At 73.7% G+C, this 24,917-nt stretch carries 21 protein-coding genes; 10 read left to right on the top strand and 11 right to left on the bottom strand.

Features of this window, described 5'->3' with window-relative positions; translation table 11 throughout:
- Positions 1-63: 63 nt before the first annotated feature.
- From ACIG47_RS02720 to ACIG47_RS02700, 5 genes are read left to right on the top strand one after another with little or no spacing between them, the layout of a single operon-like run.
- Positions 64-1,569 carry a molybdopterin molybdotransferase MoeA gene (locus ACIG47_RS02720; protein WP_397429490.1) on the top strand — a complete coding sequence of 502 codons (1,506 nt, stop codon included), beginning with the start codon at positions 64-66 and terminating at the stop codon, positions 1,567-1,569.
- Positions 1,566-2,243, top strand: a complete 678-nt coding sequence (locus ACIG47_RS02715) for a molybdenum cofactor guanylyltransferase (RefSeq protein WP_397429489.1) — start codon at positions 1,566-1,568, stop codon at positions 2,241-2,243. The genes ACIG47_RS02720 and ACIG47_RS02715 overlap by 4 nt, the downstream gene beginning before the upstream one ends.
- 28 nt (positions 2,244-2,271) lie before the next feature.
- The gene (locus tag ACIG47_RS02710) at positions 2,272-2,532 is read left to right on the top strand and encodes a DUF6457 domain-containing protein (RefSeq protein WP_397429488.1); all 261 of its coding nucleotides are present in this window, start codon (positions 2,272-2,274) and stop codon (positions 2,530-2,532) included.
- A 53-nt stretch (positions 2,533-2,585) separates the two neighbouring features.
- On the top strand, positions 2,586-3,134 hold the full coding sequence (locus ACIG47_RS02705) for a methylated-DNA--[protein]-cysteine S-methyltransferase (protein ID WP_397429487.1): 549 nt from the start codon (positions 2,586-2,588) through the stop codon (positions 3,132-3,134).
- 38 nt (positions 3,135-3,172) lie between these two features.
- Positions 3,173-4,735: a UDP-N-acetylglucosamine 1-carboxyvinyltransferase gene (locus tag ACIG47_RS02700; RefSeq protein ID WP_397418098.1), complete on the top strand. Its 1,563-nt coding sequence runs from the start codon at positions 3,173-3,175 to the stop codon at positions 4,733-4,735.
- An 86-nt stretch (positions 4,736-4,821) separates the two neighbouring features.
- On the opposite strand, the gene ACIG47_RS02695 is transcribed toward ACIG47_RS02700, so the two are convergent.
- Positions 4,822-7,137 carry a hypothetical protein gene (locus ACIG47_RS02695; protein WP_397429486.1) on the bottom strand — a complete coding sequence of 772 codons (2,316 nt, stop codon included), beginning with the start codon at positions 7,135-7,137 and terminating at the stop codon, positions 4,822-4,824.
- 240 nt (positions 7,138-7,377) lie between these two features.
- Here ACIG47_RS02695 and ACIG47_RS02690 point away from each other — a divergent pair, with 240 nt between their 5' ends.
- Positions 7,378-10,023 carry a DEAD/DEAH box helicase gene (locus tag ACIG47_RS02690; protein ID WP_397429527.1) on the top strand — a complete coding sequence of 882 codons (2,646 nt, stop codon included), beginning with the start codon at positions 7,378-7,380 and terminating at the stop codon, positions 10,021-10,023.
- Here ACIG47_RS02690 and ACIG47_RS02685 read toward each other — a convergent pair.
- From ACIG47_RS02685 to ACIG47_RS02645, 9 genes are all read right to left on the bottom strand, one after another.
- Positions 10,004-10,240: a helix-turn-helix transcriptional regulator gene (locus ACIG47_RS02685; RefSeq protein WP_397418092.1), complete on the bottom strand. Its 237-nt coding sequence runs from the start codon at positions 10,238-10,240 to the stop codon at positions 10,004-10,006. The genes ACIG47_RS02690 and ACIG47_RS02685 overlap by 20 nt on opposite strands.
- The gene (locus tag ACIG47_RS02680) at positions 10,241-11,107 is read right to left on the bottom strand and encodes an ABC transporter permease (RefSeq protein ID WP_397429485.1); all 867 of its coding nucleotides are present in this window, start codon (positions 11,105-11,107) and stop codon (positions 10,241-10,243) included.
- Positions 11,104-12,093, bottom strand: coding sequence for an ABC transporter ATP-binding protein (locus ACIG47_RS02675; RefSeq protein WP_397429484.1), 990 nt, complete (start codon positions 12,091-12,093; stop codon positions 11,104-11,106). The genes ACIG47_RS02680 and ACIG47_RS02675 overlap by 4 nt, the downstream gene beginning before the upstream one ends.
- Before the next feature lie 54 nt (positions 12,094-12,147).
- A complete protein-coding gene (locus tag ACIG47_RS02670) occupies positions 12,148-12,549 on the bottom strand; it encodes an Rv3654c family TadE-like protein (protein ID WP_397429483.1) in 402 nt (133 codons plus the stop codon).
- Positions 12,546-12,890: a TadE family type IV pilus minor pilin gene (locus tag ACIG47_RS02665; protein WP_397418082.1), complete on the bottom strand. Its 345-nt coding sequence runs from the start codon at positions 12,888-12,890 to the stop codon at positions 12,546-12,548. Before ACIG47_RS02665 ends, ACIG47_RS02670 begins: the two co-directional genes overlap by 4 nt.
- Before the next feature lie 3 nt (positions 12,891-12,893).
- A complete protein-coding gene (locus tag ACIG47_RS02660; RefSeq protein ID WP_397429482.1) occupies positions 12,894-13,112 on the bottom strand; it encodes a DUF4244 domain-containing protein in 219 nt (72 codons plus the stop codon).
- A gap of 156 nt (positions 13,113-13,268) precedes the next feature.
- Positions 13,269-14,417, bottom strand: a complete 1,149-nt coding sequence (locus ACIG47_RS02655) for a type II secretion system F family protein (protein ID WP_397429481.1) — start codon at positions 14,415-14,417, stop codon at positions 13,269-13,271.
- Complete coding sequence (locus ACIG47_RS02650; protein ID WP_397429480.1) at positions 14,411-15,571, bottom strand: TadA family conjugal transfer-associated ATPase; 1,161 nt, start codon at positions 15,569-15,571, stop codon at positions 14,411-14,413. Before ACIG47_RS02650 ends, ACIG47_RS02655 begins: the two co-directional genes overlap by 7 nt.
- Positions 15,568-16,344 (bottom strand): pilus assembly protein FlpE, encoded by a 777-nt coding sequence (locus ACIG47_RS02645; protein WP_397429479.1) that lies wholly within the window; start codon positions 16,342-16,344, stop codon positions 15,568-15,570. Before ACIG47_RS02645 ends, ACIG47_RS02650 begins: the two co-directional genes overlap by 4 nt.
- Before the next feature lie 287 nt (positions 16,345-16,631).
- Between ACIG47_RS02645 and ACIG47_RS02640 the strand changes: the two genes are divergently transcribed.
- Complete coding sequence (locus ACIG47_RS02640; RefSeq protein WP_397418070.1) at positions 16,632-17,468, top strand: HAD family hydrolase; 837 nt, start codon at positions 16,632-16,634, stop codon at positions 17,466-17,468.
- A gap of 454 nt (positions 17,469-17,922) precedes the next feature.
- Here ACIG47_RS02640 and ACIG47_RS02635 read toward each other — a convergent pair whose 3' ends face one another.
- On the bottom strand, positions 17,923-19,014 hold the full coding sequence (locus tag ACIG47_RS02635) for an NADH:flavin oxidoreductase/NADH oxidase (RefSeq protein ID WP_397429478.1): 1,092 nt from the start codon (positions 19,012-19,014) through the stop codon (positions 17,923-17,925).
- Positions 19,015-19,194: 180 nt separating this feature from the next.
- On the opposite strand from ACIG47_RS02635, the gene acs reads away from it, so the two are divergent.
- The 3 genes from acs (at position 19,195) to ACIG47_RS02620 (ending at position 24,867) form a co-directional block, all read left to right on the top strand.
- Entirely contained in the window at positions 19,195-21,225 is a 2,031-nt protein-coding gene (acs, locus tag ACIG47_RS02630; RefSeq protein ID WP_397429477.1) for an acetate--CoA ligase, read from the top strand.
- Between the two features lie 96 nt (positions 21,226-21,321).
- Positions 21,322-22,272: a mycothiol synthase gene (mshD, locus tag ACIG47_RS02625; RefSeq protein WP_397429476.1), complete on the top strand. Its 951-nt coding sequence runs from the start codon at positions 21,322-21,324 to the stop codon at positions 22,270-22,272.
- 114 nt (positions 22,273-22,386) lie between these two features.
- Positions 22,387-24,867 carry an RNA degradosome polyphosphate kinase gene (locus ACIG47_RS02620; protein ID WP_397429475.1) on the top strand — a complete coding sequence of 827 codons (2,481 nt, stop codon included), beginning with the start codon at positions 22,387-22,389 and terminating at the stop codon, positions 24,865-24,867.
- Positions 24,868-24,917: the final 50 nt, after the last annotated feature.

The following is a 24,917-nucleotide window of genomic DNA, read 5'->3' as shown; positions in this document are numbered from 1 at the left end:
TCGCCGTGGCCCGGTGCAGCTCCGCAGATCACCGGTGCGCCCGCCTGGCCTAGGGTCGGACCCATGGAGCAGCGGCTGCGCGGCGTCACAGAGCACATCGAGCGGGTGCTCGGCCTGGTCGCGCCGCTGCCGGCCCGGTCGGTCGACGTCGCCGACGCGCTCGGGGAGGTCGTCGCGGAGGACCTGTACGCCGCGGTGTCCGTGCCGCCCTTCGACAGCGCCGCGATGGACGGCTACGCCGTGCGCCTGACGGACCTGCCGCCCGACGGTTCCCCGGTCACCCTCCGCGTGACCGGCGACGTCGCCGCGGGGCCGGGCGATCCGGACCCGGTGGGGCCGGGGCAGGCGGTGCGGATCATGACCGGCGCGCCGCTCCCGCCCGGGGCCGACGCCGTCGTCCCCGTGGAGCACACGTCCACCGGCCGGTTCGTCGCCGGGGCGCCCCGCACGGAGGATTCGGTCACGCTCACCCGCCGGCCCCGCCCGCACGTCCGGGCCGCCGGCGAGGACGTGCGGCGGGGCGAGCTCCTCGCCCGCGCCGGGACCGAGGTGACGGCGGCGCTCGTGGGTGCGCTGGCGGCGTCGGGCACGGTTCGCGTCCCTGCCCGACGGCGCCCCCTGGTCGCCGTGATCTCGACGGGGGCCGAGCTGGTGCCGGTCGGCTCGGTGCCCGGGCCCGGCCAGATCACCGACTCCAACGGGCCGATGCTCGCCGCCGCCGCGCGCGCAGCCGGCGCCGACGTGGTGCGGATCGGGCCGGTCCCGGACGATCCGGCGGCGCTCCGCGCGGCACTCGACGAGGCGGTCGGCCAGGCGGTCGGCGGGGCGGTCGGGGCCGGAGCGGGCGGCGTCGGGCCGGACGCGGGCGGTATCGGGCCGGACGGGGGCGGCGACGGGCCGGACGCGGGCGGTATCGGGCCGGACGCAGGTCCGCGGGAGCCCGGGCACCCCGCCGACCTGGTCGTGACCGCCGGGGGCGTGTCGGCGGGAGCTGCCGACGTCGTCAGGGAGGTCCTGGGGTCTGGCGCGTGGGGCGCGGACGCCACGGACGTCGACGTCGCCGCCGTCGCCATGTCCCCCGGCCGGCCGCAGGCTCTGGCGCGCTGGCGCGGGGTCCCGTGGCTCGCGCTGCCCGGCAACCCGGTCGGCGCGTACGCGTCGTTCGAGCTCTTCGTGCGGCCGGCCGTCGACCGCCTCCGAGGGCGCCCCGCGGAGGTCGGTCACTCTGCGTCGACAATGTCTACGCGGAGCAACCTGCCCTCCACGGCAGTACTCCCCGCGGCAGCGGACTGGCCGGGTTCGCCCGGCCGACTCCTCGTCGTCCCGGTCCGCGTGGTGCGACCGCCCGGGACCGCGTCGGCCGCGCTGCCCGGTCCGGCAGGGCACCTCACCTCGCCGCCGCCCGACGCGGGCGCGGACCCCACGCTCTTGGACGCCCCTGGCGTCGTGCCGCTCGGATCCCGCCACTCGCTGTCCGCCCTCGCCTGCGCCGACGGCCTGGCCCTGGTGCCGCCCGACGTCGAGAAGGTGCGCGCCGGGGACCCTGTCGAGGTGCTGATGCTGCGATGACCCGGCCGGCCGCCGGCGTCGCCGGGACACACGCTCTCGTGTACGACGCCGTGATCCTCGCCGGGGGCCGCGCCACCCGGCTGGACGGGGCGTCCAAGGCCGACCTCGTGGTCGACGGCGCGCCGCTCCTCGATCGCGCGCTCACCGCGAGCGCGGCGGCCCGCGAGGTCGTGGTGGTGGGTCCGCCGGAGCTGGCGGACGGGCTCGGGAAAGCACGGCCCGCTACACCCCGCCACGGGGCTGTGCCGGCGGTGCCGCCCGGGCCGATGCCGGCAGCCCGCCTGACACGTGAGGAACCGCCGTTCGGCGGACCCGTGGCAGGCCTGGCCGCAGGGTTGCGCGCCCTGCCGGCACCCGGCGCACCGTGGGTGCTGGTCCTCGCGGTGGACGTTCCCTACGCGGTGCACGCCGTGACGGCCCTGGAGCACGCCGTTTCACGTGAACCGGGCGACGGCGCCCACCTGGTCCGTGACGGGCGGGCCCAATGGCTGGTGGGGCTGTACCGCCGGGCCGCCCTCGACGCCGCGCTGGACGGGACCGATGCGCACGGCGCCTCGATGCGACGGCTGGTCGGCGCGCTGCGCTGCACCGAGGTCACGGACCCGGCAGGCTGGAGCGACGACATCGACACCCCCGCCGACGCGGCCCGGCTGGGCGTCCGGCCCGACCGCTGACGGCGCACCACCTGCGAAGGGACACGAGATGGCAGAGCTCGACAGCTGGGTAACGGCGCTGGAGAAGGAGCTCGGGCTCCCGCCCGGCACGGTCGACGTCGGCGCGGTGCTCGACCTGGCGCGCGACGCCGCGCACGCCGTCGCCCGGCCGGCCGCGCCGGTGACCACCTACGCCGTGGGCTACGCCGACGGGCTGGCGGCGGCGGGCAGCCTGGGCGCGACGGGCAGTGGCGGGCCGGACGCCGCGGAGAAGGCGAGCGCCCTGGCGGAGCGCTGGACGGAGGGCTGACCAGGCCCCTGCGGTGACCGTGACTGTCGGTGGCTCCGCCTAGGGTGTGGTCCATGGCCCAGGACAGGCTCGAGTTCGCGGTGGTCCCGACGGCGATCGGGGAGTGCGCGCTCGTCTGGAACGAGCGTAGTGAGATCGTCGGCTCGGCCCTGCCGCACGGCGGCCCCGAGCAGGTCCGGCGTGCCGTGCACGGCTGGTACCCGAGCGCCGTCGAGGCCCCGCCGTCCCCGGTGGAGGGTGCGGCGGCCGCGCTCACCCGCCTGCTGGCCGACGGTGTCGGCACCCTGGCCGAGATACCCCTGGACATGAGCGCCGTCCCCGACTTCGACCGCCGGGTGTACGAGATCGTACGGGCCATACCGCCGGGCGAGACCCGCACGTACGGCGAGGTGGCGACCGAGCTGGGTGCGCCGGGGGCCGCCCAGGCCGTCGGGCAGGCGATGGGACGCAACCCGTTCCCGCCCATCGTGCCGTGCCACCGCGTGCTCGCTGCCGGGCGGCGTGTCGGCGGGTTCTCGGCCCGGGGCGGGCCGCGTACCAAGGTGCGGATGCTCGAGACGGAAGGTGTCTACCTGGAGCAGCCGACGCTCTTCGACCTGTGAGTGCGCACGTATCTCATATGTGAGTTAGAGTCGTCGCCGTGACTATCGCCAGCACCGAACGACCGCTGACCGGATCGATCCCCGCGGTAGACGCCGCGCAGGTAGGAGCCCTGGTCCGCAGCGCGCGCCAGCACCGTGGACTCACCCAGACCCAGCTCGCCGACCGGCTGAGCACGAGCCAGAGCGCGGTGCACCGCATCGAGCAGGGGGCGCAGAATCTCAGTCTTGAGATGATCGGCCGCATCAGCGCCGCCCTCGACTCCGAGCTCATCACCGTCGGTGCGCACCGCCGCACCCACCTGCAGATCGAGGGCGGGCACCAGCTCTCCGGCACGATCGCGGTGAACTCGTCCAAGAACGGCGCCGTCGCGCTGCTGTGCGCGTCGCTGCTGAACCACGGCCGCACCGTGCTGCGCAACGTGGCCCGGATCGTCGAGGTGGACCGCATCCTCGACGTGCTGCGCTCCATCGGCGTCAGCGCCACGTGGGCACCGAACGGCCGCGACCTCGAGATCGTCCGCCCCGAGTCCCTCGACCTGGCGTCCATCGACGTCGACGCCGCCGTGCGCACCCGGTCGATCATCATGTTCTTCGGCCCGCTCCTCGGCCGCGAGCCGAACTTCGAGCTGCCCTACGCGGGCGGCTGCGACCTGGGCACCCGTACCGTCGAGCCGCACATGATCGCCCTGCGCCCGTTCGGCCTCGATGTCGTCGCGACCGCCGGGCACTACCAGGCCACGGTCACCCCGGGCACCGGCGACCTGTCCATCGTGCTCACCGAGCGTGGCGACACCGTCACCGAGAACGCCCTGATGGCGGCGGCCGGCCGCGACGCCGTGACGACCATCCGCAACGCCAGCCCCAACTACATGGTCCAGGACCTCTGCTTCTACCTGGAGCTGCTGGGTGTCCGCATCGAGGGCATCGGCACCACCACCCTGCGCGTGCACGGACGCTCCCGGTTCGAGACGGACGTCGAGTACACCGTCTCGGAGGACCCGGTCGAGGCGATGAGCCTGCTGACCGCCGGCATCGTCACGGGGTCCGAGATCACCGTCACACGGGTACCGATCGAGTTCATGGAGATCGAGCTCGCCACCCTCGCCGAGATGGGGCAGCGGTACACCCTCAGCCCCGAGTACCTGTCGAACAACGGCCGCACCCGCCTCGTCGACGTCACGGTGCACCCGAGCGAGCTGCGCGCCCCGATCGACAAGATCCACGCGATGCCGTTCCCGGGCCTGAACATCGACAACCTGCCGTTCTTCGCCGTCATCGCGGCACGTGCGACGGGCACCACCCTCCTGCACGACTGGGTCTACGAGAACCGGGCCATCCACCTCACGGACCTGACTCGCCTCGGCGCCGACGTGCGCCTCATGGACCCGCACCGCCTGCAGATCACGGGCCCGACGCGCTGGCGCGGCGCCGAGGTGAGCTGCCCGCCCGCGCTCCGCCCGGCCGTGGTCATCCTGCTCGGCATGCTCGCCTCCACGGGCACGTCGGTGCTGCGCGACGTGGACATCATCGCCCGCGGCTACGAGCAGCTCGCCGAGCGGCTCATCGAGCTCGGGGCGCGGATCGAGACGTTCCGGGACTGAGCGGCGTCCCTCCACCCGGCCGTCGGCCGGAGCGTCCCCTCGGGTCGCTCCGGCCGATGCGCTCTGCGGCCCTGTTCTCCACCGGGTCAGGGCACCACCGGGGTCAGGGCGGAGACGGTCCGGGTGGTGTACCCGGCCCGCGAGCCCGTCACGACGACGACGATCCGCTTGCCCTTGGCGGACACCGGGACCTTGAACGACGAGCCGGTCGCGCCCTTGACCACGACACCGCCCACCTTCCACTGGTACTTCACGACGCTGGGCTGAGGCGTCCAGGTGCCGCGTACCGCCTTGAGCGTGTAGCCGACCTTCGCCGTGCCCGTGATCTTCAGCGCCGGCACCACGAAGGTGCCTGCCTTCACCGCCGCGGTCGCGGGGCTCACCACGGTCCGGGTCGCATACCCGAACCTCGACCCGGTGACCGCCACCGTGACCTTCTTGCCCTGGGCAGAGGCAGGCACCTTCCACGTGGACGACGTCGCCCCCGCGACGGCCACGCCGTTGACCCGCCACTGGTACCGCACCGTGGTGGGCGTCGGGGTCCAGGTCCACCGGTTCGCCGTGAGGACCTTGCCGACCTGTGCGGTACCCGAGATCGAGGGCGACCGCGGGACGGAGAACGACAGCGGCTTGACCGTCACGGTCCGCTGGGTGCTCCACGCCGGCGCGCCGGGGAACGCACGGTACGTGAAGGTCAGGGTCCGGGTGCCCGCACCCAGGGCAGAACCGTTGAGCGCGACCTGCTCCGTCCGCTCGTCGAAGACGGCGCTCCCCAGCGTCGCCGACCCGGAGGTGACGGTCACCGTCCCGTAGGGGGTCACGGCGTCGGCGCTGAGCGTCACCGAGGCACTGGGCTTGCTGCCGAACGTGTACGACGTCGGCCCGCTCACCGTGATCGCCGGGGGCGACGGGACGGGTGCGGCGTAGGAGACGTAGAACTCGTAGACCGTCGCCCTGCTGCGGTTACCCGCCCGGTCGATCGCCTCGACCGACACATAGTTCAGCCCGGACCGGGTGGGCGTGACGCTCAGAGCGGCGTTCAGGCCGGCCTTGACCTCGGTCAGCATGGTCTGCGTGTTGACGCCGTACCGATACGCGGCGACGTCGTCGGACGTCGTCGTCAGCCGGAACGAGCCGCGGACGCCGATCCCACCGCGAACCGCGCCTTCGACGTAGACGGCCTGGCCGCCCACGACAGGCGTGACCACGGGGGCGGCCGGAGCGGTGATGTCGACGGTGAAGGTGCACGACGCCGCAGGCCCGACCAGTCCTCCGTCGTCCGTCCCGAAGACGGACCAGACGTAACGGGTGCCACCCTCAAGGATCCCGGAGGGGATGGCGACGGTGTGCCGGTTGTCGTACGAGCCCGACGCGGGCCCCTGCCACAGCACGACGCCGGGTGCGTCGGCCCGGGCGACGCTGAACGTCGCCGTGACACGAGCCGTCTCACCCGGGTCCGTGCTGTTGGCCGGGTCGGGGTCGCGGATGTCCGCGGACAGATACGGTGACAGGGTCCGCAACGCACGCTCGGTGGTGCACGCCTGCGTCGAGCCCTGTACCCCGACCTCCAGGCCGGTGGGTGCCAGCGGCGCCCGGCTGAACCGGACGATCAGGGTCGCGTCGGGCTTGAACGAGTTCCACCCGCACGTCATGCAGGTCTCGTCCGCCGCCCGCAGCCCTGCCGTCACCGTCGACCGGTTGTCGCGCACGGCGTTGACGGCGAGCTGCGTGGCGTCGAAGTCGAAGTAGCCCGTGTACGCGGGAGTCTGCTCGCACGCCGGCCAGTAGAACTCGATGTCCCCGACCCGCCGGTCCTGCGTCCACGTCGCTGTGGCCGCCCAACCCGTACCGGCGGAGATCGGCGGGATGTCATAGAGGTCGAGTCGGCTCGGGGTGCAGCTCACGTCGTCGAGCCACGCGTTCTGACCGCGCACGACCAGCTCGGCCGACGTGACGTCCCCCGGTGCCAGGTCCTGCAGGATCGTGAGTCCGTCGAACTGCCAGGCAAGCCGTTGGACACCTTCGACGTCGCAGCCGTCCGCGTACTCGCCCGGGTCGCAGTAACCCAGCCACTGCGTACCGGTCCAGCCATAGGCGGCCGGCGCTCCGGGGCTGAGCGCGGTGCGGGCCGTCGCACGCGTCGACATGAAGGGATCGGTACTCGAGACCTCGGCACGCATCGTCCCGCCCGGTTCGGCGAAGAGTCTTGTGCCGTCCTTGGCCCCGCCCAGCACCTCGACGTCCTCGTCGCACGCCTCGGCGAGCGCTGCCGCCTCCGCCTCGCCCCAGACCGTGATGCTGCACTCAGCGGCGGACCTCGACTCCGCGGCCACGGCTGGTGTGACGAACGCTCCCAACACCATCCCGACCGCTGTTGCTCCGGAAATCAGGGAGCGTCTCATCTGTCCTCCTGCGCTAGCCGCGTGACCTGCTGTGCTGCGTGAACCTATCCGCGCCGGACAGCGCACCTGAGCCATTTCGCGGGTGAACTCGTCCGGCTTGAACCAGTTGGTACTGGTAGGTACCGCACGCCTGACCACACCTTGAGAACTCCATCGGGTGCGAGACTGTCCACCGTGCCCGAGGTATCCACCCACCCCCTGCTCGACGTGCTGCTCGCCGGCGGCGCGCGCGCCGAGCAGATGACGGCGTCGCGTGTCCTCCCCGAGCGGACGGCGGAGCACGCCGACTGGCCCGGCTGGGCGGACGCCACGGTGGTGCAGGGCTACCGGAAGCTCGGCGTCGACCGGCCGTGGACGCACCAGGCGGTCGCCGCCGACCTCGTCCACCGCGGCCGGCACACCGCGCTGGCGACGTCGACCGGGTCCGGTAAGTCGCTCGCGTTCTGGCTGCCCACGCTGTCCGCGGTCCGGACCGCGGCCGCTGCCGCGACGCTCGATCCCGGGAACATCGAGTCGGCGCGGGTCCGTCCGACGACGATCTACCTCAGCCCCACCAAGGCCCTGGCCGCCGACCAGCTCAGCGCCCTCCAACGCGTCCTCGACGCGGCCGGCACCCGTGAGGTCCGCGTCGCGACGTGCGACGGCGACACCTCGCGCGAGGAGCGCTCCTGGGTGCAGGACCACGCCGACGTCGTCCTCACCAACCCCGACTTCCTGCACTACGCCCTGCTGCCGAACCATCGCCGCTGGTCACGGCTGTTGAAGGGACTGCGGTACGTCGTCGTCGACGAGGGGCACGCCTACCGCGGCGTGTTCGGCGCGCACGTCTCCCTCGTGCTGCGCCGCCTCGCGCGGCTCGCGGCGCGGTACGGGGAGGGCTCCCCGACGTTCGTCGTCGCCTCGGCCACGACGGCACAGCCCGCTGTCAGTGCGGCCCGCCTCATCGGCGTGACGCCCGACGACGTCACCGCCGTCACCGAGGACACCTCGCCCTCGGGACGCCGCACCGTCGTGCTGTGGCAGCCCCCGGAGATCGCGAGCTGGCGGCCACCGGTTGCTCCGGCCGACGACGCCGAGGTCGGTCAGTCGCCGCGAGATCGGTCCGTCGATGTGCCGTTCTCGAGGCAAGGTGCCGACCTCGCAGCGACGGACCCGTGGGCGCTGCCTCATCCTGGTCCCGGCGGCGGGCCGGGCGCCGCCCCCGCCGCGGAACCGGCGCTCAAGGCGGAGCCTGACCCGGAGGCCGACGCCGTCGCCGCCGAGGCCCCGCCGGAGCACCCGCGGCGCTCCGCGACCGCCGAGGTCGCCGACCTGCTCGCCGACCTCGCCGCGACCGGCGCCCGCAGCCTCGCGTTCACGCGCTCCCGGCGCGGCGCGGAGTCGGTGGCCCAGCAGGCACGCGACCACCTCCGGCACGCGGACCCCGGGGTCGCCCGTCGGATCGCCGCCTATCGCGGTGGGTACCTACCGGAAGAGCGCCGTGAGCTGGAGCAGGCGCTCCGCACCGGTGACCTGCTCGGCCTGGCGACCACGAACGCGCTCGAGCTGGGCGTGGACATCTCCGGCCTGGACGCCGTGCTCATCGCCGGCTGGCCGGGCACGCGGATGTCCCTGTGGCAGCAGGCAGGCCGAGCCGGACGAGCCGGGGCGGACGGCCTGGTCGCGTTCGTCGCACGCGAGGACCCGCTCGACACCTATCTCGTGACCCATCCGGAGGCCGTGTTCGACGCCCCGCTGGAGGCCACGGTGTTCGACCCGGCGAACCCGCACGTCCTCGCGCCGCACCTGTGCGCGGCGGCCCAGGAGGCGCCGCTGCGGACGGAGGACCTCGCGGCGTTCGGCGCGCCTGGGCATGTCCGGGGCGTTCTCGACGTGCTCGTGGCCCGGGGCGCGCTCCGGCGTCGGACCTCCGGCTGGTACTGGACCCACCACCAGGCTGCCGCCGGCCTGACCGACCTGCGCGGGGCGGGCGGCACCCCGGTGCGCGTGGTCGAGCACGGCACGGGCCGGATGCTCGGCACGGTCGACGCGGCATCGGCCGACGGGCAGGTGCACGACGGCGCGGTCTACGTGCACCAGGGCACCAGCTACGTCGTGACGCACCTGGACCTGACCGACCACACCGCCGTCGTGCAGCGAAGGCGGCTGGACTACGGGACGTGGTCACGCTCGGTGATGTCCGTCGCCATCGAGGGCTGGGACGACACCGGGCCCGCGGGCACGGAGGACGGACCGTCGGCCGAACCCGGTGCCCGGCCGGACGCCTCCGACGACACCGGCCACGACCTGGTCACCCGGGAGTGGGGCCCGGTCACGTGGGGGCTGGGCCCCGTCGAGGTGACGTCCCAGGTGGTGAGCTACCAGCGGCGGCGGGTGCCGGACATGCAGGTGCTGGGCACCGAGCAGCTCGAGCTGCCCGAGCACACCCTCGGCACGACGGCGGTGTGGTGGTCCGTACCCGAGTTCGTCTTGCGCGCCGCCGACATCTCCCCCGAGCAGACGCCGGGCGCACTGCACGCCGCCGAGCACGCCGCCATCGGGCTGCTGCCGCTGCTCGCCACGTGCGACCGCTGGGACCTGGGCGGGGTGTCGACCGAGCTGCACGCGGACACCGGGGAGGCGACGGTGTTCGTCTACGACGCCTACCCCGGCGGTGCCGGCTTCGCCGAGCGCGCCTACGAGCTCGGCGCCACGTGGCTGCGCGCCACGCGGGACGCGATCGCGGCCTGCCCCTGCGCCGACGGCTGCCCGGCGTGCGTGCAGTCCCCCAAGTGCGGTTCCTACAACGCGCCGCTCGACAAGGACGCCGCCGTGCGGCTCCTGGACGCCGTGCTCTCGCACGACCCCCAGGGCGCCGCCCCGTCGGTCACTCGCCCAGCCGCTTGAACGGGCTGGTCGAGAACACCACCTCGACGGCCACGTCGAAGTACTCCGCGATGCGCAGTGCGAGGTACAGCGACGGGCTGTACTCGCCGCGCTCCAGGTAGCCGACGGTCTGGTAGTGCACACCGAGAGCCTCCGCGAGCTCACGTCGCGAGATGCCGCGCTCGGCGCGCAGCATCGCGATGCGGTTGTGCACGACGTCGGACTGCTCTGCCACCACTCAGTACCCCTTGGTCACATAGCGCTCCCGCGCCGCAGCCACCGTGGAACCCGACGCCCCGCGGGCCATCCTGCGGAGCACGATCGGCGCCAGCACCATACCCACGACCGCCCAGGCACCGAGCACCGCGAACATCTCCAGCGTGCGCCACGACCCGCCGATCTCCGAGACCGCCATCTCGTCCGGAAGCATCGCCGACCGCGCACCCAGCCCGAGCCAGTAGTACGGGAACACCTGCCCCACCCACTGCAGCCACTCGGGCAGCGCCGTGATCGGGTAGAAGATCCCCGACGGCACGACGAGCAGCATCGAGCCCAGGAACAGCAGCCCGGTCTGCGACGCCCTCTTGAACAGCGATCCGAGCGCGACGCTGATCGGGACCGTGGCCACCATCCCCATCAGGAAGACGAGCACGAGGAGCAGCCAGGTCCGGGCATCCAGCCGCAGGTCGCCCGCCACCGTGGCCCCTGGGATGACGAGGACGACCAGGGTCACCAGGGTGGTCAGGGCGAACATCACGATCTTGCCGACGAGGTAGCCGATCATGCCGTCGGGCGTGGCCTTCGCGCGCAGCAGCGTCCCGTCCTCCCGGTCGACGGCGATCGTGCTGGCCGGGCCGGTCAGCCCACCGAACGCGATGCTCATGCCGACCAGCCCCGGCAGCACGCTGGCCCCCAGCGAGAAGTCCGTCCCGGGCACGGTGCTCCCACGCATGAACAGCAGCACCACCGCGTAGATGAGGGGGAACGCCAGGTTCCAGACGAGGTCGCCCGGGTCCCGCACCGAGTACTTCGTCTCGAGCCAGCCGCGGGAGAGCCCTGCCCGCACGGCACCCCACCGCGCGTCGGACCGTGTGGCCGTGGTCATGACTGCACCTCCTCGGACTGGTTGGCGGCATCTTGGCCGGCCGCGGACTGGCTGGTCATGGCCTGGTTCGCTTCGGCCTGGTTGGTCTCGGCCCGCTGCACCAGCGACAGGTAGGTGTCCTCCAGGCTGGCCCGCCGGACCTCCAGGTCGGTGACGCCGGGGTCGCCCGCCAGGAGCTGGCGGACGAATCCCGTGGGGTCACCCTCCGCCACGGCGTGGACCTGCCGCTGCCCGCCGGACGTCCAGCGGACCTCGGCCTGGGTGGCCAGCTCCCGGGCGAGCTGGTCCGCCGACCCGTCGGCGACGATCGTCCCGTGGTCGAGCACCAGGATCCGGTCGGCCAGCTTCTCGGCCTCGTCCAGGTCGTGCGTGGTCAGCAGGATCGTGGTGTTCTCGAAGTCGGCGAGGCGGTGCACCAGGTCGTGGAACTCCCGCCGCGCGTGCGGGTCGAAGCCCGCGGTCGGCTCGTCGAGGAACACGAGCTCCGGGCGGCCGACGATCCCGATCGCCACGTCCAGGCGCCGGCGCTGCCCGCCCGACAGGGTCTGCACCTTGGCGCGCGCGTGCTCCGCCAGGCCCACGGTCCTGATCAGCTCGTCCACGTCCCACGGCCGCGAGACCTCGGGGGTCGCGTACGGCCGGTAGAACCGGGCCAGATATCCGAGCAGGTCCTGGACCGCCCACCGGCCGTGGTCGCGCCACGACTGGAGCACGACGCCCAGCCGGGCGCGCCACGCCTCGTCCCCGTGCGCCGGATCCTGCCCGAGCACCGAGACCTCGCCGGCCGACCGCATCCGGAAGCCCTCGAGGATCTCGATCGTGGTGGTCTTGCCCGCGCCGTTGGGCCCGAGCAGTGCGACGACCTCGCCCCGGTGCGCCGTGAACGAGACACCCGTGAGGACGTCCTTGGTCCCGTAGCGCATCCGCAGGTCACGTACGTCGAGCGCCACCTCGCCCGACGGTGGAGGTGCCTTCCGCGCGCTCATCGCATCCTTCGTACCATCCATAGCAGAGATACTACGAACCGTACCGAGCCCGTGTCATCCCCTTTCCGGTGCGGACGGGTCGGCGCCGTCCACCCGCGGACCCGCACGCGCCGTCGCCCGGGCCTGTCCCAACCGGCCGAGATCCCCGCCCGGCCCGGCCACTGCACGCGTGGCGGCCACGCGCACCACGCCCCCGCCGAGCACGTCGCACGACGCGGTCTCCGCGCCGTTGCGCCGCACCGCTGCGCCCGCGGTACCGCACGGATCGAAACCGTCACGGAGCGCGGTCGCACCGGCGAGGGCGCCGAGGTCCGCGGCAGCCTGCGCGGCTCCGCGGGCATTCTGGGCGGCGCCGAGCGCCCCGATCCCGAGGGCGAGCACCAGGATCACGGCGACGACGCCGAGGACCAGGACCGTGCCGGCGCCTCGTTCCCGCTCGCCCCGGCCGGACCTCACGGTTCCACCCACGCCGTCGCCGACCCCGTGGCCCGGAGCGGCCCGGTGAACCAGCCGCCCGCCACCGGCCGGGTCACCGTCACCCGCACCCAGGCGCCCTCGTGGGCGAACGCCATCTCCGCCTCGGTACCTCCGACCCGCGCCACTGCCGCGCGCACCGCCGGCTCCTGCTCCCCGATCGCCACCGCTCGTGCCCCCGCGCGGGCCGCGTCCAGGGCGCGCATCTGCGCCGTGGACGCGGCCGCGAGGGTGAGCACAGCGACGAGGACCAGCACCACGACCGGCAGCCCGACGGCCAGCTCCGCCGTGACCGTGCCTCGCTCCGACTCACGCTGCGCCATCGGTCAGCCCAGCGAGAGCGCCGACTGGATCAGGGACGTGAGCATCCCCTTGACGCCGCCGCCCTTGACCACCGCGAGGAGGATGCCGGCGAAGGTCGCGGCGGCCACCGTCGCGATCGCGTACTCGGCGGTGGCCAGCCCCCTCTCCGAGTCCTGCTCGCCGGCCCCCGCCCGCTCCTCCGGTTCGGGACCCGCCACCGCCACCGCTCTCGTCGTCGTCATCGTCATGTCTCCTCCTTGTCCGCCCGTGTCCGGGCATCCGCACCCCGTGCGCCGACGGCGCGGGGGTTCCTCGTCGGTCCGTCGCCACGGACCCCGTCCGCCGTGCGGCGGACGGCACCGGCGCGCGGTCAGCACGCCGAGGTCGTCACCGCCCGGCTAGCCCGTGAGCAGGTCGATACCCAGCGCCATCAGCACCGGGACCAGACCCACCAGCACGAACGAAGGCAGGTAGCAGGCGCCCAGCGGGAGCACGAGCCGCACCCCGAGCCGGGCTGCGGCGTTCCGCGCGCTGGTCCGCCGCTCGTGGCGCACCTCCTCACCCGCGGCACGCAGCGCGTCGCCGGGCGCGGCACCGTCGAGCCAGGCTCCGCGCAGAGCCCGGACCAGCGGGGCCAGTGCCGCGGGAGCGGCTGCCCATGCCCGGTCCCAGCCGGCGCCGAGCACCAGCGCACGCGCGGCCCGGCCGAGCACGGCCCCGTCCGGACCGCCCACCGCGACGCCCGTCGCCTCCAGAGCTCGTGGCACCCCGGCCCCGGCTCGGAGGGCGGCGGCCACCAGCGCCAGCACCACCTGGAGGTCCACGCCGGGCCGGGCCGCCCCGCGGGCGACCGCCACCAGCCGGTCCGTCCAGAGCCGGCCCGCGCCGAGCAGCACCAGGCCCACGGCCACGGCCGCCGTCCCGATACCGCCGTCCGTGGCCGTCGCGACCGGGTCAGCGCCGAGCGCCCAGCCCAGCAGCCCGCCCACGACCGGCAGCCACATCAGCAACCGACCCGTCGTCCGCGGACCGGCCAGCGCGGTATCCCGCTCCGCCGTCGCCTCGGCCTCCGCCACGAGCGTCCCGGCCACCTGTTCCAGGACCTGACCGAGCGGGGCGCCGACGTCCAGCGCGAGCCGCGTCGCCGCGACCACCGCCTCGGCGTGCCGCGCGCCGAGCACCCGGGCGAGCCCGGCGGCGTCGGGCACCCCGGCGAGGTCCACACCCACTCCGGACGCGCGCGACCATGCCGCCCCGGGCGGGGTTCCGGCCCGGAGCAGCGCGACGACCTGCATCACGACGACCCGGAGATCGCCCCCTGGGCTCGTGTCCGTCCGCGACCGCTGCCCACGCCGGCGCCGGGTGGCGCCGCCTGCCGTGCCCGGCGAGCCGCCGTGGGAACCGGCGCGGGGAGCGGCAGCCGGGACCGGACCTGCTTCCCCGGGGTCCAGCACATCCCGCAGGCGGCGGCCGCCGCGCGCCAGGACGAGCCAGAGCCCCGCGGCGGCGGCCAGCCCCACGAGCAGCGGCTCCACGAACGTCACCACGGCCCGTACCTCCGCACGAGCTCGTGCCAGGCGTGCGGATCCGTGGTGACCCGGCCGTCCCCGGCCCGCCACGCGGCCGTCCGCACCTCGAGCTCACCACCGGCCGAGCGCCCCACCAGTCCGATCTCCGCCAGGTGGCGCACCCCGCGCGACCTCCTCAGGTGCAGCACCACGTCGAGCGCCCCGGCGGCCTGGGCCGCCACCGCCTCGCGGGTCATCCCGGCCAGGCCCGCGAGCGCCTCCAGCCGGGCGGGCACCACCGCCACCGAGTTGGCGTGCAGGGTCGCGAAGCCGCCGTCGTGCCCGGTGTTCATCGCCATGAGCACCTCACGGACCTCGGCGCCGCGGCACTCGCCGAGCACTATCCGGTCGGGTCTCATGCGCAGCGCGTTCCGGACGAGGTCGGCGAGGTCCACCGCTCCCGCGCCCTCGACGTTGGCGCGGCGGGCCGCGAGGTGCACGACGTGCGGGTGGTCGGGCCGCAGCTCACGCGCCTCCTCGACGGTCACCACGCGCTCGGTGGCTGGCACGAGCGAGAGCAGAGCCGCGAGCAGTGTGGTCTTGCCCGTTCCGGTCCCTCCGCTGACCAGCACGTTCGCCCGGCGCCGCACGAGCGAGCGCAGCAGACCCGGCCAGTCGGCGGGCAGGGCACCGCCGGCGACGAGCTCGTCGAGCGTGAGCACTCGCGTGCGGAGCACCCGGAGGGAGATCACGGCGCCGGACTCGGCGAGCGGTTCGAGGACGGCGTGCAGCCGCGTCCCGTCGGGCAGGCGGGCGTCCACGGTGGGGCAGGCGTCATCGAGCCGCTGTCCGCCCAGGGCTGCGAGCCGCACCGCGAGCGCCCGCACCGCGGCCGCGGATCCCAGGTCCAGCGGGACCCGGCCGAGGCCGGCCCCGCGGTCGACCCACACGTCGTGCGGCCCGTTGACGAGCACGTCGGTCACGTCGGGTGCGTCGAGCAGGGCCTGCAAGGGCCCGGCCCCGGTGAGCTCGGCCCGGGCCGCGCGTTCGAGGTCGCGCAGCGCGTCGGAGCCGAGCACGCGGCCGGAGTCCCGGACGGCGTCACGGACCGCGGTCCCGGCGCCGGTGTGCCCGGTGGCCAGGCGTGCGCGGACGTCATCGAGCAGCGACACCGAGGCGGCCGGCGGCCTCACAGCGCGTCCGCGAGGTTCGTGGCGAACCGGCCGAGCGGAGCCCGGTGGGACGTCGCCGGGCCGTCGCCCCGTTCGACCGCGCCGGCGAGCCCGCCGTCGCGGGGCATGCACCCGGCGACCGGCAGGCCCAGCCCGGCCGCGACGTCCACCTCGTGCACCGCGCCGGGCGCGGCACCGCGCACCACGACCCGGACGTCCGCCACGCCGGCTCCGCGCAGGGCGTCACGGACCCGCTGGGCGCCGACCACCGCACGCAGTGTCAGCGGCACGACGAGCAGGGCGGTGGCACAGGCACCCAGGAGAGTTCGCAGGGCCGGCTCGTCGGTGCCGGGCACCGCGCCCGGCCCGCGACGGGTCGCGCTCCCCCAGGCAGCGGGACGCGGCAGGTCGAGCACCAGGGACTCACCGGCCCGCACGAGCCCGCGGCAGACGCCGAGCACCACGTCGTCGTCCGGCGGTGGTCCGTACGGCCTGCCGCTCAGCACCGGTACGGCACCCCAGCGCGGCAGTGCCGCCACGACGCCCGTCCCGTCGACGTCGCCGCGGGCCTCGGCCAGGTCCGGCCAGCGGGCACCGCGGGCGCCGTCCGACCCCAGCAGCAGGTCCGTCCCCGGGCCGTGGGTGTCGAGATCGACGAGCGTGGCGCGCTCGCCGCCCCGGCGCAGGCCGTGGGCCACGCACGCGGCCACCACGGACGTACCGGCGCCGCCGCACGCCCCGATCACGCCGATCATCCGTCCCGGTTCCGGCACCTCGCCGCCTGACCTGTCCATCGCCGCCTCCTTCGCCCGGTCGCCGCCGGGCCCTCACCGGGCACCGCCCCGGCCCTCGGCCCGGCGTGCTCGCCGGGCTCCGGTACGAGACTGACGGGCGGGCGGTCGGCGTATCGGCCGCCGCCGGCAGGTTGTGCACAGACTGCGGAAAAGGCCGCCTGTGGGAGACGTCCTCGGCCTGACGCGCCGTCACGAGGGTCTGCCGCAGTGCGGCACGAGTTCCAACCGGTTCGCGGACACTCCGTCGTGAGGCACCCCCGACCGGATCACGCCGCTAGGCTCGGCGGGTGACCGAGCAGGTTCCCCAGACCGCATCCCGGCCGGCGGCGCGCACGGCGCGCACCGCCGCGTTCTTCGACCTCGACAAGACGATCATCGCGACCAGCTCGTCGGCGGCCTTCTCCAAGCCGTTCCTCGCCGGCGGGCTCCTGTCGCGCGCCGACGTGCTGCGCAGCGCCTACGCCCACTTCGTCTTCATGATCGGGAACGCGGACGCCGACCAGACCGAGCGCATGCGCGCGCACCTGTCGTCGCTCGTGACGGGCTGGGACGTGGAGAAGGTCCGGCAGATCGTGACCGAGACGGTGCACGAGCTCATCGACCCGTACGTCTACGCGGAAGCCGTCGAGCTCATCGCCGAGCACCACGCCGCCGGCCGGGACGTCGTGGTGGTCTCGGCCTCGGCCGCCGTGCTGGTGGAGCCGATCGCCGCGGTGCTCGGTGCCGATCACGTGCTGTCCACGCAGATGACCGTCGAGGACGGCCGGTTCACGGGCGAGATCGACTTCTACAACTACGGCGACAACAAGGCCGTGGGAGTGCGCCGGCTCGCCGTGCGTGAGGGCTACGACCTCGCGGGCTGCTTCGCCTACTCCGACTCCATCACGGACGCCCCGATGCTGGCCGCGGTGGGGCACGGCTACGTGGTCAACCCGGACCGGGTGCTGAGGCGGCGGGCCTTGCAGTCGGGCTGGGGCGTGCTGGCGTTCACCCGGCCGGTGGCGCTGCGTCCCCGCATCGAGCCTGCTCCGCTGATCGCGGTGGTCGCCGTGGCGGCGGTGGGCCTCACCGCGTGGCTGGTCTGGCGCGCGAGCCGGCGCCGGGCCCGCCGCCGGCTCGCGTGACCGGACCGGACGACAGGGCTCCCAGGTCCGGCGCGCGACAGGACCAGGTCAAGCAAAGGTAAGGCCGAAGATTTTCGCAGCCAATTGGCGACATGACAGGAATTGGCAATTGTGAAGATCACTCCGCCCAGGTTGCATTTGTGCGCACAAGGCAGTGTGATTGTGTTCACAGCAAGTATTCAGGGCGGAAGGGACCGCGAGAGCGCAGTCACCCCGTCCGGCTGGTGAGAGCGGTATCCGGCTTGAGGATGCTCCCGGACTCCGTGCTCGTGGACCGAGATCTCGCCACCGCAGTGGCCGGGCCCTCGCACTTCCGGATCGCGAACGGAAATTGCGAGGAGCCCGGCCGCACGGCGAATCGTTTCGCGGAATGCGGGTCAGCCGGAAAAGAATCACCGCCCCGACGATTTCTCCCGACGTTCAGCCCCTTGCGGCCGTCCGGGGATTCACGACCTCATCGCCACTGAGCACGCGAGTACTGCGGCTGGGTGCCCACCCCGGAGTCCACGGGAACCGTGCCGATCTTCTCCCCCAGCGCGTGCGCCGCCCGCAGCGGCCAGTACGGATCGCGCAACGCCTCCCGGCCGAGCATCACGGCATCCGCCGAGCCCTCCACGAGGATCTGCTCGGCCTGAGCCGGCTCGCTGATCAGGCCCACGGCGCTCACCGGAAGCCCGGACACCTCGCGCACCCGACGCGCGTAGGGCACCTGGTACCCCGGCCCGACAGAGATCGACGCCGGCGCGACACCGCCGGTCGACACGTCGACCAGGTCGGCACCGAGCCGACCGAGCCGTCCGGCGACGGCGGCGACGTCGTCCACCGTGAGGCCGTCGTCCCGCCAGTCGGTCGCGGACACCCGGACCAGCACCGGCAGCTCGTCCGGCCAGGCCGCCCGCACCGCCGTCACCGTCTCCTCGACCAGTCGCGAGCGCCCGTCGACCGACCCGCCGTACTCGTCCGTCCGGGTGTTCGCGAGGGGCGACAGGAACTGGTGCAGCAGGTAGCCGTGCGCGGCGTGCACCTCGACGGCGTCGAACCCGGCCTCCCGGGCCCGGCGCGCCGCGGCGGCGAACAGCTCGGGCACGTCCGCGACCTGCGTGGGCGTCATCTCGGCGGGGACGGCGTAGCCCGGGTAGGGCGAGGCCGACGGACCGACGGTGGGCCAGCCGCCGTCGGGCACGGGGACGCTGCCCTGCACCGGCGACCAGGGACGGAAGGTCGACGCCTTGCGTCCCGCGTGGGCGAGCTGGATGCCGATGCGGGCGCCGCGCGCGTGCACGAAGTCGACGATGCGCCGCCACGCGGCGGTCTGCTCGTCGTTCCAGATGCCGGTGTCCTGCGGCGAGATCCGCCCCTCGGGTACGACGGCGGTGGCCTCGGTCAGGACGAGCCCGAAGCCACCGGCGGCCCGGGAGCCGAGGTGCACGAGGTGCCAGTCGTTCGGGAGGCCGTCCTCGGCCGAGTACTCGCACATCGGCGCCAGCCAGGCGCGGTTGGGCACGGACAGGCCGCGGAGGGCGACGGGTTCGAACAAGAGGCTCACGCCGGGCCCAACGCACCCGGTCGCCACGTGATTCCGCGGCGCACGCCGCACGTCTCAGGACGTGACACCGGGTTGTGAGGGGTGTCACCGTCCGGGACTACACTCACCGACCAGAGAGAACGTCAAGGCAGCCCCAAGCACCTGCCCGAACGAACGCGAAGACGCGCACCGGAGGTCACCGTGACAGACACCAACCCGACGTCGGGCTCGGCAGCCAGCCCCAGCCTCGAGAACCTGCTGCACGAGACCCGGAGCTTCCCGCCGAGCGAGGAGTTCGCGGCCCAGGCCAACGCGAAGGCCGATCTGTACGAGAAGGCCGCGGCCGACCGCCTGGGCTTCTGGGCCGAGCAGGCGAACGAGCTCGTGACGTGGACCACGCCGTTCACCGAGACGCTGGACTGGAGCGGCGCGCCGGTGGCGCGCTGGTTCGCCGACGGCACGCTGAACGCCGCCTACAACGCGGTGGACCGGCACGTGGCGGCCGGCCACGGCGACCGGGTCGCCATCCACTTCGAGGGCGAGCCGGGCGACACCCGCACCGTCACCTACGCCGACCTGCAGCGGGAGGTGTCGCGCGCCGCGAACGCCCTGACCGAGCTGGGCGTGGCGACGGGTGACCGCGTGGTGATCTACCTGCCGATGCTCGTCGAGTCCGTGGTCGCGATGCTGGCCTGTGCCCGCATCGGTGCGCCCCACTCCGTGGTCTTCGGCGGCTTCTCGTCCGACGCCCTGCGCAGCCGGATCGCCGACGCCGAGGCCACGCTCGTGATCACCGCCGACGGCGGGTTCCGCCGCGGTGCGCCGTCGGCCCTGAAGCCCGCCGTCGACGAGGCGCTGGCGCCCAAGGAGGGCGAGGCGGCCACCACGGTCCGCAAGGTGCTCGTCGTGCGCCGCACCGAGCAGGACGTGGCCTGGGTGGAGGGCCGCGACGTCTGGTGGCACGAGGCGCTGGAGGCCGCGTCCGACCAGCACGAGCCCGTGCCGGTCGAGGCGGAGCACCCGCTGTTCATCCTGTACACCAGCGGCACCACCGGGAAGCCGAAGGGCATCCTGCACACCACCGGCGGCTACCTCACGCAGGCCGCGTACACGCACAAGAACGTGTTCGACCTCAAGCCGGAGACGGACGTCTACTGGTGCACCGCCGACGTCGGCTGGGTCACCGGCCACTCCTACGTGGTCTACGGCCCGCTCGTGAACGGCGCCACGCAGGTGCTGTACGAGGGCACGCCCGACACCCCGCACCGGGGCCGCTGGTGGGAGCTCATCGAGAAGTACAAGGTCTCGATCCTGTACACGGCCCCGACCGCGATCCGCACGTGCATGAAGTGGGGCGACGACATCCCCGGCGGGTTCGACCTGTCCTCCCTGCGCGTGCTCGGCTCGGTGGGCGAGCCCATCAACCCGGAGGCGTGGATGTGGTACCGCCGCGTCATCGGCGGCGACCGCACCCCGATCGTGGACACGTGGTGGCAGACCGAGACGGGCGCGATCATGATCAGCCCGCTCCCCGGCGTCACCGCGGCCAAGCCGGGTTCGGCGCAGGTGGCGCTGCCGGGCATCGCGGCGACCGTCGTCGACGACGAGGCCAAGCCGGTGCCCGACGGCGGGGGCGGCTACCTCGTGCTGTCCGAGCCGTGGCCGTCGATGCTCCGTGGCATCTGGGGCGACCTGGACCGCTACAAGGAGACGTACTGGTCGCGGTTCGAGGGCCTCTACTTCGCGGGTGACGGCGCCAAGAAGGACGAGGACGGCGACATCTGGCTGCTGGGCCGCGTGGACGACGTGATGAACGTGTCCGGGCACCGTCTGTCCACCACGGAGATCGAGTCGGCCCTGGTGTCGCACGAGATCGTGGCGGAGGCCGCCGTCGTGGGCGCCGCCGACGACACCACCGGCCAGGCCGTCGTCGCGTTCGTGATCCTGCGCGGCGACCACGCCGGCCGGGCGGCCACGCCCGAGGGCGCCGCCGAGGTGCAGAAGGAGCTGCGCGACCACGTCGGCAAGGAGATCGGCCCGATCGCCAAGCCGAAGAAGATCCTCGTGGTGCCGGAGCTGCCCAAGACCCGGTCCGGCAAGATCATGCGCCGCCTGCTGCGCGACGTCGCCGAGGACCGCGCCGTCGGCGACGCGACCACGCTGGCCGACTCGTCCGTGATGGACCTCATCACGGCGGGCCTGGCGGCGCCGTCGGCCTCCACGGAGGACTGACCGCACCTGCCGGGTGGACGGCGACGGGGTGGGACGGCGGTGACGTCGTCCCACCCCGCTGCCGTTCCACCCCGGCTCATGCAGGAGGATGAGGGCATGCGTATCGCCGCACCCATCGACATCGGCCCGCTCGACGCGGAGGCCCAGCAGGCCGTCCGGGACCTGGCCGCCGCCGCGGAGGCGCACGACGGCGTCGCCCCGCTGTCCGAGCAGCCCCTGCTCAACCTCGGTACCGACGCGGAGTGGATCACCCACGTCGTGGCGCACACCACGGCCGGCAGCACCATCGGCTACGTGCAGATCGACCGGTCGGGCCAGACCGCGAGCGCCGAGCTCGTGGTGCACCCGGAGCACCGGCGGAACGGCCGCGGCCGCGTGCTCCTGCGGACGGCGGAACGCGACGCCACGCTCCCCTCCCGGTCCGGTGAGCCCGGTCAGCACGGCAAGCAGCTCCGGGTCTGGGCGCACGGCGACCTCGAACCGGCCCGTGCGTTCGCCCGGGCGCTCGGCCTGCGCCCGGTGCGCGAGCTCCTCTTCCTCGCCCGCCCCCTCGACCCCGCGGACCCGGCCTCGTCCGGCCTCCCCGAGGCACCCGCCGGCTACGAGCTGCGCACGTTCCGCCCGGGGCTGGACGACGAGCCCTGGCTCCGCGTCAACGCCCGCGCCTTCGCGACCCACCCGGAGCAGGGTCGGATGACCCTCGACGATCTCCGCGCCCGCCAGGCGGAGCCGTGGTTCGACCCGGAGGGGTTCTTCCTGCTGGTCCCCCTGGACGACCCGGCCGCCGACCCGGCCGCCTTCCTGTGGACCAAGCAGGAGCCGGACGGCGCGCGGGACGGCGAGATCTACGTGCTGGGCGTGGACCCGGACCACCAGGGCGAGGGGCTCGGCCGGCTGATGACCTCCGTCGGGCTGGCGCACCTCGCCCGGACCGGCTCGACGCGCGCCGTGCTCTACGTGGAGGGCGACAACGCACCGGCCCTCGCCACGTACGAGCGGGCGGGCTTCGCCCGGGCCGCCGTACACGTGCAGTATGCCCGTGCGTGACGAGATCTCTGGACGAGGGACACCCACTGTGTACCGAACGGTGACACCATGTGCCCTATGAAGGACAGCACGGGGAACGCCACCACCAGAACCCGGGACAAGAACGGTCGGTTCATGAAGCAGAGCCCGCCCACGACACCCGCCGAACCCGTGAACGGCACGCCCGCGGACCACGCGCCGGGCAACGTCACGTCCGCCAAGGGCTCTGCCGCGCCGGACGTGACCTCGGACGGGAAGTCCGCCGGTGGCGTCGCCGCCGCGATCCCGGCCCGGTCGCAGCGCTCCTCCGCCCCGGTTCCGGGCCGCAGCCCGGCCGACGGCGCCTCGGTGGAGGACATCCTGGACCCGCGCTCGGTCGAGCCGAGCCTGGCCGCGCACATCGCGGAGCACATCGCGGAGAGCCCGGAGGGCACCTCCCTGCTGGAGCCGCAGCTCGGCGAGCCCCTGCCGGTCGACCGGTTCGCCGACCGGGAGCTGAGCTGGCTGGCGTTCAACCAGCGGGTGCTGGAGCTCGCGGAGGACCCGCGCATCCCCCTGCTGGAGCGCGTCCGGTTCCTGGCGATCTTCGCGTCCAACCTGGACGAGTTCTTCATGGTGCGGGTGGCGGGCCTGAAGCGCCGCATCGCGACCGGCATCGCGGTCACCAGCGCGTCGGGCCTCAGCCCGCGCCGCGTCCTGTCGCGCATCTCCGAGGAGGCGCACGCGCTCATGGAGCGGCACGCCCGGGTGTTCGAGGACGAGGTGCAGCCGGCGCTGGCGGGTGAGGGCATCACCCTCGTGCACTGGGGCGAGCTGGACACCAAGGAGCAGGAGCGCCTCCACAAGTTCTTCCGCAAGCAGATCTTCCCGGTGCTCACCCCGCTGGCGGTGGACCCGGCCCACCCGTTCCCCTACATCTCCGGCCTCAGCCTGAACCTCGCCGTGGTGGTGGCGAACCCGGCCACGGGCAAGGAGCACTTCGCCCGCGTGAAGGTGCCGCCGCTGCTGCCCCGCTTCATCGCGGTGGACGCGTCGGGCAAGCCCCGCCGCCCCGGCACCAAGAAGGCCGACCCGCAGCGCGGCCCCCTCTCGTTCGTGCCGCTCGAAGAGGTGATCTCCCAGCACCTCGACTACCTGTTCCCCGGGATGGAGGTCCGCGAGAACCACACGTTCCGGGTCACCCGCAACGAGGACGTGGACGTGGAGGAGGACGACGCCGAGAACCTCCTCCAGGCCATGGAGAAGGAGCTGCTGCGGCGCCGGTTCGGCCCGCCGGTGCGCCTGGAGATCGCGAAGGACATCAGCCCGCGCATCCGCGACCTCATCGTCCGCGAGCTGGGCGTCAAGGAGGAGGAGGTCTACGAGCTGCCCGCCCTGCTCGACCTCACGGGCCTCAACCTCATCGCGGACCTCGACCTGACGTCCCTGCACTACCCGCCGTTCGTCCCGTCGACGCACCGCCATCTCGCCGAGGTCGAGAGCGCCAAGCCGACCGACGTGTTCGCGGCCATCCGCCGCCGCGACATCCTGCTGCACCACCCGTACGACAGCTTCTCCACCAGCGTGCAGACGTTCCTGGAGCAGGCCGCCGCGGACCCGGACGTGCTGGCGATCAAGCAGACCCTGTACCGGACGTCGGGCGACTCCCCGATCGTGGACGCGCTGATCGACGCCGCCGAGGCAGGCAAGCAGGTGCTGGCCCTCGTGGAGATCAAGGCCCGGTTCGACGAGGAGGCCAACATCTCCTGGGCGCGCAAGCTCGAGGAGGCGGGCGTCCACGTGGTCTACGGCATCGTGGGCCTCAAGACCCACTGCAAGCTGTCGCTCGTGGTGCGCCAGGAGCCCGACGGGTCGCTGCTGCGCTACTGCCACGTCGGCACGGGCAACTACCACCCCAAGACGGCGCGCCTGTACACGGACCACGGCCTGCTGACCTGCGACCCGGACGTGGGCCAGGACCTGACCCGGCTGTTCAACCAGCTCTCCGGGTACGCCCCCAAGTCGACCTTCCACCGGCTGCTGGTGGCCCCCCGCGCCGTACGGTCGGGCCTGGTGGAGCGCATCGAGCGCGAGGCCGCCGCCGCCCGCGCCGGCCACGAGGCGTGGGTCAAGATGAAGATCAACTCGGTGGTCGACGAGACGGTGGTCGACGCCCTGTACCGCGCCTCCCAGGCCGGGGTGCAGGTGGACCTCGTGGTGCGCGGCATCTGCGCCGTGAAGGTGGGCGTGCCCGGGCTCAGCGAGAACATCCGGGTGCGGTCGATCCTGGGCCGGTTCCTGGAGCACTCGCGCATCTTCGCGTTCGCGAACTCCGCGGGCCCGGCCCTCGGCGAGGGTGCGGCGTCCGGCCCCGAGGTGTTCATCGGCTCGGCGGACCTCATGCACCGCAACCTCGACCGCCGCGTCGAGACGCTCATCCGGATCACGGACCCGGGGCACATCGGCGAGCTGCTCGGCCTCCTGGACGAGTCCATGGCCGACACCACGGCGTCGTGGCACCTGCGGCCGGACGGCCAGTGGGAGCGCCCGTCGACCGGTCCGGACGGCAACGCCCTGCGCGACCTGCAGGCGGTCCTGATCCAGCGGCAGCGCCGCCGGCTCGAGCCCGTCCGGTGACCGGGCTCCGGTCCAGCGTGGGCACCGAACCGACGACGACGGCCAGGTCG

It is taken from the genome of Promicromonospora sp. NPDC052451, assembly GCF_044547525.1.
Classification (GTDB): Bacteria; Actinomycetota; Actinomycetes; order Actinomycetales; family Cellulomonadaceae; genus Promicromonospora.
The sequence above is the reverse complement of the archived record's forward strand: the minus strand, read 5'-3'. Positions and strand labels throughout refer to the sequence as shown.